The organism is Pandoraea commovens (assembly GCF_902459615.1).
Lineage (GTDB): Bacteria > Pseudomonadota > Gammaproteobacteria > Burkholderiales > Burkholderiaceae > Pandoraea > Pandoraea commovens.
In genome coordinates this window covers 1-14,125 of the sequence record NZ_CABPSA010000015.1, presented here as the reverse complement: position 1 = coordinate 14,125, position 14,125 = coordinate 1, and the positions used below count along the sequence as shown (strand labels likewise).

The 14,125-nt window shown below is 64.0% G+C and carries 15 protein-coding genes; 14 read left to right on the top strand and 1 reads right to left on the bottom strand.

Annotated features, from left to right (window positions below):
• The first annotated feature begins 49 nt into the window (after positions 1–49).
• The 12 genes from PCO31010_RS25750 (at position 50) to PCO31010_RS27145 (ending at position 11,091) form a co-directional block, all read left to right on the top strand.
• Positions 50–709 carry a two component system response regulator gene (locus PCO31010_RS25750; RefSeq protein ID WP_150666760.1) on the top strand — a complete coding sequence of 220 codons (660 nt, stop codon included), beginning with the start codon at positions 50–52 and terminating at the stop codon, positions 707–709.
• A 209-nt stretch (positions 710–918) separates the two neighbouring features.
• The gene (locus tag PCO31010_RS25745; RefSeq protein ID WP_150666759.1) at positions 919–1,308 is read left to right on the top strand and encodes a hypothetical protein; all 390 of its coding nucleotides are present in this window, start codon (positions 919–921) and stop codon (positions 1,306–1,308) included.
• Positions 1,305–3,383 carry a type III secretion system export apparatus subunit SctV gene (sctV, locus tag PCO31010_RS25740; protein ID WP_150666758.1) on the top strand — a complete coding sequence of 693 codons (2,079 nt, stop codon included), beginning with the start codon at positions 1,305–1,307 and terminating at the stop codon, positions 3,381–3,383. Before PCO31010_RS25745 ends, sctV begins: the two co-directional genes overlap by 4 nt.
• A gap of 1 nt (position 3,384) precedes the next feature.
• On the top strand, positions 3,385–4,740 hold the full coding sequence (locus PCO31010_RS25735; RefSeq protein ID WP_150666757.1) for a FliI/YscN family ATPase: 1,356 nt from the start codon (positions 3,385–3,387) through the stop codon (positions 4,738–4,740).
• Entirely contained in the window at positions 4,716–5,126 is a 411-nt protein-coding gene (locus PCO31010_RS25730; RefSeq protein WP_150666756.1) for a hypothetical protein, read from the top strand. Before PCO31010_RS25735 ends, PCO31010_RS25730 begins: the two co-directional genes overlap by 25 nt.
• 56 nt (positions 5,127–5,182) lie before the next feature.
• Positions 5,183–5,647, top strand: a complete 465-nt coding sequence (locus PCO31010_RS25725) for a hypothetical protein (protein ID WP_150666755.1) — start codon at positions 5,183–5,185, stop codon at positions 5,645–5,647.
• A complete protein-coding gene (locus PCO31010_RS25720; protein WP_150666754.1) occupies positions 5,637–6,719 on the top strand; it encodes a hypothetical protein in 1,083 nt (360 codons plus the stop codon). Before PCO31010_RS25725 ends, PCO31010_RS25720 begins: the two co-directional genes overlap by 11 nt.
• Positions 6,720–6,912: 193 nt before the next feature.
• Positions 6,913–7,563, top strand: coding sequence for a type III secretion system export apparatus subunit SctR (sctR, locus tag PCO31010_RS25715; protein WP_150666753.1), 651 nt, complete (start codon positions 6,913–6,915; stop codon positions 7,561–7,563).
• A gap of 19 nt (positions 7,564–7,582) precedes the next feature.
• The gene (gene sctS / locus PCO31010_RS25710) at positions 7,583–7,849 is read left to right on the top strand and encodes a type III secretion system export apparatus subunit SctS (protein WP_039396281.1); all 267 of its coding nucleotides are present in this window, start codon (positions 7,583–7,585) and stop codon (positions 7,847–7,849) included.
• A 23-nt stretch (positions 7,850–7,872) separates the two neighbouring features.
• Positions 7,873–8,709 (top strand): type III secretion system export apparatus subunit SctT, encoded by an 837-nt coding sequence (gene sctT, locus PCO31010_RS25705; RefSeq protein ID WP_150666792.1) that lies wholly within the window; start codon positions 7,873–7,875, stop codon positions 8,707–8,709.
• A 7-nt stretch (positions 8,710–8,716) separates the two neighbouring features.
• Positions 8,717–9,832, top strand: a complete 1,116-nt coding sequence (locus PCO31010_RS25700; RefSeq protein WP_150666752.1) for an EscU/YscU/HrcU family type III secretion system export apparatus switch protein — start codon at positions 8,717–8,719, stop codon at positions 9,830–9,832.
• The gene (locus PCO31010_RS27145; protein WP_343039226.1) at positions 9,829–11,091 is read left to right on the top strand and encodes a lytic transglycosylase domain-containing protein; all 1,263 of its coding nucleotides are present in this window, start codon (positions 9,829–9,831) and stop codon (positions 11,089–11,091) included. The genes PCO31010_RS25700 and PCO31010_RS27145 overlap by 4 nt, the downstream gene beginning before the upstream one ends.
• Positions 11,092–11,192: 101 nt before the next feature.
• Here the strand turns inward: PCO31010_RS27145 and PCO31010_RS25690 are convergent, their stop codons facing one another.
• Complete coding sequence (locus PCO31010_RS25690; RefSeq protein ID WP_150666751.1) at positions 11,193–11,819, bottom strand: glutathione S-transferase family protein; 627 nt, start codon at positions 11,817–11,819, stop codon at positions 11,193–11,195.
• A 140-nt stretch (positions 11,820–11,959) separates the two neighbouring features.
• On the opposite strand from PCO31010_RS25690, the gene purB reads away from it, so the two are divergent.
• Positions 11,960–13,333: an adenylosuccinate lyase gene (gene purB / locus PCO31010_RS25685; RefSeq protein WP_150666750.1), complete on the top strand. Its 1,374-nt coding sequence runs from the start codon at positions 11,960–11,962 to the stop codon at positions 13,331–13,333.
• 185 nt (positions 13,334–13,518) lie between these two features.
• Entirely contained in the window at positions 13,519–13,971 is a 453-nt protein-coding gene (locus PCO31010_RS25680; protein WP_046290928.1) for a c-type cytochrome, read from the top strand.
• Positions 13,972–14,125: the final 154 nt, after the last annotated feature.

Genomic DNA, 14,125 nt, shown 5'->3' with positions numbered 1-14,125 from the left:
GAACAAAAATCCGCATGAATGCTAATGACTAACTGTCGAGGAGCTGCGAATGACGGGTTGTACCGGTGTCATCGTTGTGGAAGACCACGAATTGCTGGCCGACGGGCTTTGTCGCCTGATCGAGGACGAACTCGGATGGTGCGTGCTGGCGAGAGTCGTCAATGGACTGGACGTTTACCGCGCCTGCGTGGTGCATCGTCCCGCGTTGATCGTGCTGGATCTGGGCCTGCCCGGTATGGACGGTGTGGATGTCATCCGTCAATGCGTTCAGCGTTGGCCGGAGCTGCGGATCGTCGTTCATTCGGCGAGCGACGACGGCGAACGCGCGCGGCAATCGCTGGAAGCTGGCGCGGGCGCTTTCGTGCTCAAAAGTAGTTCGCGGACGACGTTGATCAACGCAGTGAGCGTTGTCATGCGGGGTGATCGCTTCATCGATCCGGCGGTGTTCGGCATCGTTCACGACCCGACGGGCATGCCGCTGGCGTCGAAGCCAGGCGCAGCGGAGTTGCCCGAACGGCTGTTGACACTGCGCGAACGGCAGGTGCTAAAACTCGCAGCGGAGGGGCAGCGCAATCGCGACATCGCCCAACTCCTGTCGATCAGCGTGAAGACGGTGGAGACGCACCGTCTGAACATGATGCGCAAGCTCGATGCGCACAACGTTGCCGATATCGTGAGGTGGGCACATCGCTTGCGGATGCTGCTTTGAACCGTGACGCTGGCATGGCGTGTCGGCACGAGCGGTGTGGAGCGAAGAAATTCAGGTCCGCGCCGGATAGCCGCCGCCGCCGTGATTGCGCGACCATCGTCGCTGCTCATTTTCGAATGCCCACCGTGTGTTGCGTATTGCGTGCCACTCACCGCGAGCGTTTTCCTTCACGCGCAAGCTCCTCGTTACCGATGCTCCGGATGCCCCCGATGGATACTCAGACTCAGCGCAAGCTCGAACACCTCTTCGAACTACTGGCGTTGCCGCCGCAACGCATTGAGCCGCGCATGCGCGTAGCGCTCGCGCCGTGCGTGCTGATGACAGAGGTCGAAGCGCAGGGAGTGACGCTCGCCCTGACGTTACTCCATCGTGTCGCACGTGCGGAGCGTTGGCTGCCGCGACTTCTGCAAACGTGCGCGCCGGAGTGGAGTCTCGGCATTCCGGTGCGCGCCTGCGTTGCGCAAGGCCGCCCCATGCTCATTGCTGCGCCGCCGTCCAGCGCCAACTTACAGGCCGTCGACTGGTTTGCCTGTCTTGTGCGCATGCGCCGCCTGCTCGAGCGGATCGACGCCGGGCAGCAACGGGAGAGCCTTCCATGACGCGCGTGCTGATCTGGTTGCGCGCCGCAGCGGGACGTCAGGACATTGTCCTGGCGGCGTTGCTGCTGGTGACCGTGCTGATGATCATCATCCCGATGCCGCCGTCGGTGATGGATCTGCTCATTGCACTCAATCTGGGTGTTTCGCTGTTGCTGCTGATGGTGGCGCTGTACATCAACGAGCCTCTGGACTTCTCCGCGTTTCCTTCCGTTCTTTTGATGACGACGCTGTTCAGGCTCGGACTGACCATCAGTACCAGCCGACTGATTCTGCTGCACGCCGACGCGGGCGACATCGTGTACACGTTCGGTGACTTTGCCGCCGGAGGGAACATCGTCGTTGGCATGATCGTGTTTCTCATCATCACCATCGTCAACTTCATCGTGATCACGAAAGGCTCGGAGCGGGTGGCCGAAGTCGGCGCGCGTTTTTCGCTCGACGGCATGCCCGGCAAGCAGATGAGCATCGACGGCGATCTTCGTGCGGGGACGATCGATGCGGCCGAAGCCAAGCGACTTCGCCGGATCGTGCAGAAGGAAAGTCAGTTTTACGGTGCGATGGACGGGGCGATGAAGTTCGTGAAGGGCGACGCCATTGCCGGACTGGTCATCATCGTGGTCAACCTGCTCGGCGGCATCGGCGTCGGCGTGTTCATGCGGGGAATGAGTGCGGGCGACGCGGCGGCGATCTACGCCATTCTCTCCATCGGCGATGGGCTCGTGTCGCAGATCCCTGCACTGCTGATCTCCGTTACGGCGGGCATTATCGTGACGCGCGTCCCTGGTGAGCAACGGCGCAATCTGGCGCGCGAGCTCACCGACCAGCTCGCAGCACAACCGCGCTCGCTGACGCTGGCGGCCGTCGTCCTGGTGCTGTTCGGTCTGATTCCCGGCTTTCCCATGCACTATTTCCTGTTGCTCGCTGCGCTGGCGGGCGGCGCAGCGTGGTGGACAAAGCGGGGGGCTAAGGACGGGGCGCTCGCCACGGAAGCCGGCGCCGTGGCCGGTGCGGATGGCGCAGCAGCGAAACCCGGACGCCCCGGTGCGCAGCCGTTGCTGGCGAGGGTCGGCGTAGCGTTGTCGGAGTCGTGCGGGGGAATCGCGGCCGTGTCCGGACGCATCGATGCCCTGCGGCATCAGAAGTTCGAGCAGTTCGGCGTGCCGATGCCGGAAGTGCAGGTGACGACCGATGCCACGTTGCCGGGCGACAGACTGGACATTCAGCTCTATCACGAGAGCGTCATGACGATTGACGTGGTGTCGGAGGCCGCGCTGGCGCACTACGACGCCACACATCCTATCCCCGCGTTGCGTGCGCTCGAAGGCGGTGCGCCGCGTGAGACGCCGCTACCGTTCGGTGGACAGACGCTCTTCTGGCTTGAGGATGGGCAGCGCGCGGCGTGGCTCGCGAGCGGTGGCACTGTCATCGATGGTGCGGATCGCGTGGCACATTGCGTCTCGCTGGTCATCGACGCGCATGCTGCCGATTTCCTGGGCGTGCAGGAAGCGCGCTTCCTGATGGATGCGATGGAGGATCGCTACGGCGAACTCGTCAAAGAGTTGCAGCGCCAATTACCGATCAGCCGAACGGCGGAGGTGTTGCAACGATTGGTCGCCGAAGGGGTGTCGATCCGCGACTTGCGGCGTGTGTTCGAAGCGCTGATCGAGTGGGCCCCTAAGGAGCGAGACCAGATCATGCTCACGGAGTACGTGCGGCTGAGTCTGCGCCGCCACATCACCCGGCGCTTTCGTCGGGGCACCGAGCACATCACAGGTTGGAATGTCGGTCGCGGTATCGAAGACGTCGTTCGGGCTGCGGTGCGTCAAACGGCTTCCGGTTCGTACGCTGACCTGAATCCCGCTCAGACGGACGCGATTCTCGGCGCGATCGATGGGGCGGTGGATGCGCATGACGGAACCCCCGCTGTGTTGTTTACGGCCATGGACGTGCGACGCTTTGTGCGCAAGCTGATCGAGCGGGAGCGTGCCGACTTGCCGGTGTTGTCGTTCCAGGAAGTTGCCGACGAGCCGCATGTTCGCGTGCTGGGGACGATCGATGTGCGGGGGGCGTTCTGACATGCGCCGCCCCGATGCCGCACGAATCGCCAATGGACTGCGTCGTACGTTGGACGCGCAGCGCAAGGCCTGTGATGACCTGCGCCGCGGCGCGCCACGCGAGGTGCGCTACGGGCGCATCGATAAGATCACGCCAAACGCCATGCGGGCCCGGTTGCCCGGTGCAGCACTCGGAGAGCAGTGCCGGGTGATGTCGCCGGCGCTCGATGCGGAGGTCATTGCGGTGGAAGGGCGGCACGTCTGGCTCGCGCCCTATGCGGAGCCGACGGGTGTGGCCAATGGTGCGCTGGTGCAGGCGTTGGGATTGTCGTCGCGTGTGGCGGTGGGCGAGCATCTGGTCGGTGAGGTGCTCGATGGCCTGGGACGGCCGCTGGCCACTGAGTCCGGTGCGCACAGCGCCGATGTCGAGTGGCGTGCGCTCGACGCCGAACCACCGCCAGCCCTGCGACGCGCGCTCGTCTCCACGCATCTACCCATTGGCATTCGGGCCATCGACGGCATGCTGACGTGCGGCCGTGGCCAGCGCCTGGGCATATTCGCGGCGGCAGGAGGTGGGAAGAGTACGTTGCTCGCGATGATGTGTCAGGGCGCAGCGGCGGATGTCATCGTGCTGGCGCTGATCGGCGAGCGTGGCCGGGAGGTGCGTGAATTCATTGAGCAGGGGCTCACGCCGCAAGCTCGCGCAAGAACGGTGTGCGTGGTGGCCACGTCCGATCGTCCGGCATTGGAACGGATGAAGGCTGCGTACACAGCGACGGCGATCGCCGAAGCGTTCCGTGACGAAGGAAAGGATGTACTGCTGCTCATGGATTCGCTGACCCGGTTCGGCCGTGCCGTGCGCGATATCGGCATGGCGGCAGGTGAGCCACTTGGGGCGACAAGTGGCTTGCCGCCGAGTTTCTATGCACGGTTGCCGCGTTTGCTGGAGCGCGCCGGGACAGGCGAGCGCGGCAGCATCACGGCGTTCTATACGGTGCTGGTCGAGGGGGACAATCTGGACGAACCGCTCGCCGACGAAGTTCGTTCGATTGTCGACGGTCACATCGTGTTGTCGCGGCGTCTGGCTCAGGAAAATCACTACCCCGCCATCGACGTGCCGAAGAGCCTGTCCCGTGTGATGACGCAAGTCGCAGGTGCACAGCATGTAGAAAGCGCTGCACGCGTGCGCCGCGCGATGGCGCTTGCGGCCGACGTCGAACTGCTGGTCCGTGTCGGCGAGTATCAGGCAGGCAACGATCCCGATACGGACGAGGCACTGGCGCGCGCGCCGGACATCCGTGCTTTCCTTTGTCAGGCCCAGCACGAGGTGGCGCCGTTCGACGACACCCTCGCATGGCTCGAACATCTCGCGAACTGAAAGACCGCGAAGGCATCGCCGCGTTGGCGATGCTGGCGCAACGTCGGGAAGCAGGCTTACGCGCCGCGTTGGCACGTCTCATGTTGGCAGCAAGGGAGGCCGCCGATAACGTCGTTACCTGTGAGCGCGCTTGCGATGTTCAACGTGATGTATGGCAGAGGGCGTTGTCGCGCGGCGGCGTGTACGGGCCGCGCGAGGCGGCAGGTGCGGCGCGTCTCGTGGAGGAGGAGCGCGCTTCGCTGGTCGACGCCAAAGCCCGGCACAGCAAGGCAATCGACATCGCGCAGCAAGCCGAGGCCCATGTGCGCGAGCAGCGCGAACGCCTTCAGAGCAACTCCCGGAAACAGGAGAAATTGCGGGAGTTGCTGGAGTTCTACCGGACTTAAGTTGATTCCCCACGGTGATCCGTTTCCATTCCAACCGCCATTTCGAGGACTTCACAATGAATACCATTCGCCGCAGTGGCTTGTCCGCCGACGCGTTCGGCAGTCTGTCGGAACGATCGCTTTCGCAACGACGCGACACGACAGCGGTTTCGCAAGCACGAAACAACGGCCGGGCTGACCGCGACGAACGGGACGAGCGAGCATTTGCGTTGACGGGCGAACCTGCAGCTTGCGTGACCGGTCCCGCCGATGTCCTGCGCTGGTTGCGTGTCTGGCATACCCGTCAGGACGCAAACTGGGACAGCGCAAGCGCGCTGCGCGTCGTCGTGCATGGCGGTGCGCTGGACACACTGGTTGTCGAAGCGCGTCGCGGACGGCAGGGCCTTACCGTGAGTCTGCTGTGCGCGCGTCTGACGATGTATCGCCGACTGCTGGCGCATCGAGGGCAACTCTCCCGGACGTTGACGTCACGCTTCGCGCTGCCCGTCACGGTCGAAGTCGAGGCGCGTTATGTTCCGTGAGACAGGCACGGAGTCGGATCATCCGCTGACGCGGGATGTCGGCGTTGCGTTGGAGGGGGTACTCGCGGGCACGGGCTGCGTGCGCTTCATCGAAGGCGAGACGGAGGTGTGCGTCGGATGGCTTCGCGCAGGGGGTGACGGGCTCGTTGCGACTGCACGGGTCGATGAGGGCGTCGTGGGTCAGACGCACTTCTGGTGCGACGCCGGACAATGGGCAGCGTGGCTCGACGACCGGCTTCCTGTACCGTCGTGGGAGGCCTTGCCGCCGGACTGGCGGGTAAGCGCCGCGTCGCTGACCCTAGCAACGGAGGGCGCAGACATCGAGGGTGAGGACGAGCCGGAGCGCGAGGCGATGGCCGGGAGCGCGTCGGACACGGAACGGTCCGCTGCCGCGATGCGTCGGGAATGCCCGGACACATTCGCTGCGCCGACTTCCTGGCCGCAGGTGACGGCGATCACGCGGGAATCCGTCGAGGCGACGTGGCGCATCGGCATCGTGTTACAGCGCGGGGCGCGTCGGCTGGCGTTAGTGCATCTCGACGGTGTGACGTCGTGGCTCACGGACCGTTGCCAGCGCGCGGTGCGGTGCGACACACCATTGGACCCGTCCGGTTTCCCGACGCGTCGATGCACCCTCGCGGCGGGCTGGGCCGAGCTCCCAGCGTCGCTTTGCGACCGTCTGCGTGAGGGCGGTGCGGTACTTCTCGACGTGGCGGCCGACGTTGCGTCCGGCGAGTACTGGCTGCTCGACGGCGCGCGAGCCATTGCCATGTGTGACGGACAACCGTCGGGGCGACACGTCGTGTTACCCGATCTCCCGACACCGGGCGCCGTTGAAGGCGGCGCCGCGTCATGTACCCGTCTGGTCGCGGTCATTGCCGAAAGGGCGGTGCCCGTTCCGAGTCTGGCGGCGTGGCATCTCGGGCGCGCGACGTCACATGAGCGCGCACCGCAAAGCGTTTTGAGCGCCGCACGTATCTCACTCTGGCGCGACGGCACGCCATGGGCCAACGGACGGCTATTACGCTTCGGCGACGGACGTCTCGCGGTGCACATCGATCCGATGCCCTGATTTCGGGTCGTGACCCGATGGGCGTGCATTCCGCCACGTCCTACCATTTGCCGATCGACGACCTATGCGTCGTGCCTCGTCAGCATGCGGCTGCGTGCCGGCCATGTCGTTTCGCCTCGTCCTGCTCTCTCTTCCTTCGTCCGTTCCGGTCGGCCTGCCTGTCCGGCGGACGAAGGCGTTCATTGGAGTTCGTATGTCCTTGCTCGACCACCCGGTGCAGCTTGTTGTCTTGCTATCGCTGCTCTCGATCATGCCGTTGCTGGTGGTGCTGGGGACTGCTTTCCTGAAACTGGCGGTTGTCTTCGCGCTGCTACGCAACGCGCTGGGTACGCAGCAGATCCCGCCCAACGTCGCGATCTACGGTCTCTCGCTTGTCCTCACGTGTTTCATCATGGCGCCGGTCGCCTTCGACATCGAAGCGAATCTCGGTTCCCGTCCGGTTTCGCTCTCATCGAAAAACTTCGTGGCCGACGTCGACGCCAGCGTGCTCTCGCCGTACCGTGCGTTCCTCACCCGTCACACCGACGCCAGACAACGCGACTTCTTCGCCGGGCTGGGAAGTGAGACGTGGCCGGAGGCGCATCGCGACCGGCTGGGTGCGGACTCGCTACTCGTGTTGATGCCTGCCTTCGCGCTGAGTCAGTTGGCCGAGGCCTTCAAGATCGGTTTGCTGCTCTATCTGCCGTTCATCGTGATCGATCTGGTGATCTCGAACATCCTGCTCGCGATGGGGATGATGATGGTCTCGCCCATGACCATCGCCCTGCCATTCAAGTTGCTCATCTTCGTGATGATGAACGGTTGGGAGCAACTGGTGCGGCAGTTGATGCTCTCGTACGCATGACGCCGCCGGGATCCTGCTTATGAGCGAAGCCATCGTCGTCAATCTCACTAGTGAAATGCTCTGGCTCACGTTGCTGATGTCATTGCCGACGGTCGTCGTTGCGTCCGCAGTCGGCGTGCTGGTGTCACTGGTGCAGGCCCTCACGCAGGTGCAGGATCAGACCGTCCAGTTCCTCATCAAGCTCATTGCCGTGTCGGTCACGCTGGCCGCGACTTATGCATGGATGGGCCATGTGTTGCTCAACTACGCGGGTAGCGCGTTCGAGCAAATCAGCAGGATGGGGTGAGCGCGATGGTCGATATGGTCGATATGCCGAGGATCGCTGCCCTAGCCGCGTCATCCGACACGCTGATCGCGCCACTTTGGTCCGACCTGTTCGGCTGGACGCTGGCGTGGGGCGTGGCGATGTTGCGCCCGCTAGGCGTTGCGATGTTGCTGCCTGTGCTGTCGGTCGGCATGCTCGGTGCAGGTATGTTGCGCAACGCGCTGGTGCTCGCGCTCGCGTTGCCGGTCGTCGCGCTCGTGCATGCGACGCCCGATATGCCAACGCAATGGAGCGCGTGGGGCATGTTGATCCTGCGCGAGCTCTTCATTGGCGGTCTTGTGGGGTTCGTGGCTACGCTACCGTTCTGGGCCGTCGATATGACGGGGTACGTGATCGACACCATGCGCGGGGCATCGATGGCCAGCGTGCTCAATCCGCTCATGAGCGCGCAATCGTCGATCTTCGGCATTGCGTTGACGCAGATGCTCTGCGTGCTCTTCTTCGTCACTCCGGCGGCACATGCGGTGCTGAGCGCGCTGTACGACTCCTACGTTGCTGTGCCTATCGGGCAACCTTGGCGATGGGAGGACGCGTCCGTCGCCTGGCTGCTGTCGCTCTGGCAGGCGATGCAGGTCATGTGCGTGGCGGTGGCGTTACCAGCGATGGTCGTGATGGTGCTCGTCGATATGTCGATGGGCTTCGTGAACCGCGCGGCGCAGCAACTCAACGTGTTCTTCCTCGCCATGCCGGTCAAGAGCGCGATGGCGTTGCTCGTGACTGTCGCAAGTCTGCCGTTCGCCATTGCCGTGCCGCTCGCGCACTGGTATCGCCTGCCCGAGGTGCTCCGCACGTGGGCGGCCATGACGCTTCCCGCTTCGTGAGGCGCGCGTGAGCGAGAAGAACCTTCCCCCAACACCCAAGAAGATTCAGGACGAGCGCAAGAAGGGGCGCGTCGCCAAGAGCGCCGATCTTGCCGTCTGCATGCAACTCGGTGCGACGCTCGCATGGCTGATGTTCGAGGGGCCCGCCCTTTACGATGCGCTGCAAGCGCTGATTGCCCGCATGCTGCTCGTGCTGCGCGATCCGGTGGATGAAGCTGTACAGGGCATGCTCGGCCCGTCGCTATTGATCTTCGTGCGCTTCGCTGGCGGCCTCGCTGTGCTGCTGATCGTGACGACGTGGCTCGCGATGATCCTGCAAGTAGGGGCACTGGTCGCGCCGGAAGTGATTCGTCCGAAGTATGAGCGTATCGATCCCGTCGCCAAAGCCAAGCAACTGTTCTCGATGCAATCGCTTTTCGAGTTCGCGAAGTCGCTCGTCAAGGTTGTCGTGCTGGGCGTGGTCTTTTTCTATCTGATCCGGCAGTACACGCCGTCGCTGGCCGTGCTTGCGCAGTGCGGCCCGTCTTGCGGGCTGGCGCTCACCGTGCGGTTGATGTTCTGGTTGATGGCGGTGCTGGTGATCGCTTATGTCGTGTTCGGTGGTTTGGACTTCGCGTATCAGAAGTATCAGTTGCGCAAGCAGCTCATGATGTCTCACGACGAAATCAAGCGTGAGACCAAGGAAGTGGAGGGCAACCGCGACCTGAAGAACAAGCGGCGCGAGATTCATCGGGAGACGATCGAGAGCGGGAGCCTGTCGGACAACGTCAAGCGGTCGACGGCCGTGGTGCGCAACCCGACGCGTCTCGCCATTTGCCTGCGCTACGTGCCGGGTGAGACGGCCGTGCCGCTGGTGATCGAAAAAGGCCGCCACGCGCGTGCGCGCACGATTGTGCGGATTGCGGAGCGCGAGGGCGTTCCGGTCGTCGAGCACGTGCCGGTGGCGCGGCGGCTGATGGACGATGTCGAAATCGATGCGCCGATCCCGCCAGACCTCTTTGACGCGGTGGCTGCCATTCTGCGTCTCGCACTGGATTTGCCTTATGAGGTGCAGACGTCCTCGGTTGAGGCCGAAACACCGGCACGTCCCACGATGCGCACTCGCGATGGGGAGGGCGTATGAGCGAGTGGCCGACGAATCGGCGGCGGCGGCGCTGGCGTCACGTGTTGCTGATGTGCGGCGCGCTGGGGCTGGGCGGTTTGCCATCGTTGGCGGCGGATCGGGGATTGCTGCCGCATCATCCAAGAGTTGCGGATGCGCAGATCGCAGTGCCGACGGCGGGGCGTGTTGCCAATACGACGGGGGCCGCCGCTGGCACAGGGATCGGGGTGCGCGAGGCGCGTGAGACGTTGCGCGCGCCTGATGCAACCACTGTGATCGATGCCGCGAGGCGCCTCGTCTCGCCGTTACGGGAGGCCCCGGCCCCGACGCCACCGTCCATCGTGTCGGCGAGGACGGCAAGGACGGCGGCGGCGCCAGCGGGACGGAACCCGGAGGCCGGCCCGGACGTCGCGTCCGGTCTGGGCAACCGTCCCGATCTTGCTGATCCGGCAATGCTGGACCGCCGCGCACCCGCGAACCCCGGCGCTGCCGCCACCGCGGTGCTTGCAAAGCTCCCCTTCGATGCGCTCGTGCGTCGCGCGGCCCGGGCGACCTCCGTCGATGCGGCCCTGCTGCACGCGATCATCGACACCGAGTCGGGATACGACCCGCAGGCAGTCTCGGGGCGCGGCGCCATCGGGCTGATGCAGATACTGCCACGCACCGGGCAGCGTTTCGGTGTCCGCCGTCTCGAAGACCCTGCCGAGAACCTGCGCGCAGGCGCGTCGTATCTGCGTTGGCTGCTCTCGCGGTTCGATGACGATGTCAGTCTGGCGCTCGCGGCCTACAACGCCGGAGAGGGTGCGGTATTGCGGTATGGCCGTCAGGTGCCGCCGTACCCGGAGACGCAGAACTACGTGCGGAAGGTCCTGGCGAGTTACTCGCGTCTGCGCGGTCCCGCAGGTGCGGATGCCGACGTAGCGCCGCTGGCATCGAGAGGCGTTGCCTCGTCGTCTGTCGCGCAGACACTCGTCCAGACGGATGACATGGGGCGGAACGACATGCGGGACAAGATCGCGAATGTGCGAAAGGTCGCGAAAGCCGGGAGTGTCGAGAGGTCCGACAGGGCTGACGTCGCGGACGACAAGAACGCCCGCGTGTGGCGTCTGCTACAGGGGCTCGGAGAACTGATTACACGCAGCCCGTCGGCCGACGCCGCAAGTCGAGCGGGCAAAGCTGATGCCCGGCGGCGGGACCAACCGGCGGTTGTTATGCCGTCGCGCGTGCGGGAGCGTACCGCCGGGGCGGCGCTCCGGCCCGCCGGGCACGGCGACGGGTGAGGCTGGGGAGGAGGCCCGGAAGCGCAGAACGGCGGCGCAATGGGACGCGGGACATTGGGGGCGGCGCGGGCGCTGCGAAGCGTCGCCCGCGCCGTGTCACATCAAAGCGCTGGCACGACGTCCGTCGGCACCGTGTCCGCGACCGACGGGCGGGCAGCCATGCGTTCGAAGTGACGCGCAAGGTTCGGGTGAGCGGCGCGCCAGTCGATTTCCTGATAGCGGAAGTCGAGATAGCCGAGCGCACAGACGACGGCCACGTCGGCCAGCGTCAGGCGATTGCCCGCGCACCATTGGCGCTCGTCGAGCCCGCGTGCCATCGCCCGCAGGCTTTCGTCGATCTTGCCGACCTGACGCGCAATGAACACCTGTGAGCGCGAGGCTTCGTCGTGGAACATCTTTTCGACGCGAATCTGGACGGCGGCGTCCGTCACGCCATCGGCGAGGGCTTCCCAGCAACGCACTTCGGCGCGTTCGCGACCCGATGGGGGGATGAGCTTACCGACCGGGGAGAGGGTGTCGAGGTACTCGCAGATGACCCGGGAATCGAACACGGCTTCGCCGTCTTCCATCACCAGACACGGCACTTTGCCGATCGGGTTCGACTGCTGGATGCGGGTGTCGTCGGCCCAGACGTTCTCCAGTTCGAGCTTGTAGTCGAGCTTTTTCTCAGCCAGCACGATGCGGACTTTACGAACGTAGGGACTGGCGAGGGCACCGATCAACTTCATGTGAATCCTTGATAAATCGCTGTAGCGCGGAGCAGAGTATAACGTGTGGGATGGCCGGGGCCGGGGAATGGTAAAATACTGGCCTTTCCGAGTTGGCACATCGCCGGCTCCCCCGATTTTCTTTTTCGGTGCCCAGTGCCATGTCCGACGAATTCTCCCCATTGACCGCGCTCTCCCCGCTCGACGGCCGTTACGCCAGCAAGACCGACGCCCTGCGTCCCTGGCTGTCCGAGGCGGCATTCATGCGCAACCGCGTGAAGGTCGAAATCCACTGGCTGATCGCCCTGTCCAAGGCCGGTTTCGCCGAAATCGCCCCGTTCTCGGGCGCGGCGGAGACGTTCCTGCTGAATTTGGCGGCCAACTTCTCGAACGCGGATGCTCAACGCATCAAGGACATCGAGAAGGTCACGAACCACGACGTGAAGGCCGTGGAGTACTGGCTCAAGGAAAAGGTACAGGGTCAGGCCGAACTGGAGAAGGCAAGCGAGTTCATTCACTTCGCCTGCACGTCGGAAGACATCAACAACACCTCGCACGGCATGATGCTCAAGGGCGCGCGCGACGAAGTCATCGTCCCGGCCCTCGAATCGCTCGTGACCAAGCTTGGCGAACTGGCGCGTGAACATGCCGCCCAGCCGATGCTCTCGCGCACGCACGGTCAGCCGGCCTCGCCGACCACGCTCGGCAAGGAAATCGCCAACGTCGCGGTGCGTCTGGCGCGTGCGCTGGAGCGCGTGCGTCGCGTCGAACTGCTCGCGAAGATGAACGGTGCTGTGGGTAACTACAACGCCCACCTGTCGGCCTACCCGGAATACGACTGGGAGACGTTCTCGAAGACGGTCATCGAACAGCGTCTGGGCCTCACGTTCAACCCGTACACGATCCAGATCGAACCGCACGACTACATGGCCGAGCTGTTCGACGCCGTGGCCCGTGCCAACACGATCCTGCTCGACCTGAATCGTGACATCTGGGGTTACATCTCGGTCGGCTACTTCAAGCAGAAGACGAAGGCTGGCGAAATCGGCTCGTCGACCATGCCGCACAAGGTCAACCCGATCGACTTCGAAAACTCGGAAGGCAACCTCGGTCTGGCCAACGCCGTGCTGCGTCACCTGGCCGACAAGCTGCCGGTCTCGCGCTGGCAGCGTGACCTGACGGACTCGACTGTGCTGCGCAACATCGGCGTGGCCTTCGGTTACAGCCTGCTGGCGTACGACTCGTGCCTGCGCGGTCTGGCCAAGCTCGAAGTGAACCCGCAGCGTCTGGACGAAGACCTCGACAACACATGGGAAGTGCTGGCCGAGCCGGTACAGACCGTGATGCGTCGCTTCGGTGTGCCGAACCCGTACGAGCAGTTGAAGGAGCTCACGCGTGGTAAGGGCATCACCCGCGAAGCGCTGCAAGCGTTCATCAAGCAACTGGCCATTCCGGAAGATGCCAAGGCGCGTCTGCTGGAAATGACGCCGGCGAACTACGTCGGTATCGCCGAGTCGCTCGCCAAGCGCGTGTAAGCTCGCGACGCTTTATCCGCATTATCAAGACGGGCCGCTTCTGCGGCCCGTTTTGCATGGTTCTTCGGTTTTCGTCTTTGTTCGTCGACCTTATGGCTGGCTTCTGTTCTTATGACCATCGTGTCATACGGGTGCGCAAGTTGGTGTGTATCATAGCCGCACAAACCATAAGGAGAACCCCACGGATGAAGTTCACTCTCGCAGTGGCTGCGCTTGCCGCCGCCGTCCTCACGCCGACCCTCGCTCAAGCCCAGTTCGCCAAAGCCGACGACGCCGTCGAGTACCGTCAATCCGCGCTGTTTCTGATGGGCAACCACTTCGGCCGCATCGGTGCCGTGGTCAAGGGCGACGCGCCGTTCAACAAGGACGACGTGGCAAAGAACGCCGAACTCGTCGCCACGCTCTCGAAGCTGCCGTGGCCCGCCTTTGACGGCGGTCAGACCAACGGCAAGAGCAAAGCCAAGCCGGAAGTCTTCTCCGACAAGGCGAAGTTCCAGCAAGCGGCCGAGAAGATGGAAACCGCTGTGGCCAAGCTCAACACGGTGGCCAAGGGTGGCGACCTCGCGTCGATCAAGACCGCTTTCGGCGAGGCTGCGCAGACTTGCAAGAGCTGCCACGACAACTTCCGCGCGAAGTAAGCTGTCTGGCACATCTGGCGTGTTCAGCACGCCAAAAAAAAGCCGGTCGTTTCACGCGACCGGCTTTTTTCGTTAGGGTGACCCGTCCTGAAATAGGTTGTCACTTTTTCGATGCATTGAAGGAGTGGCAAATGGAGCAAGGGTTTAAGCGGAC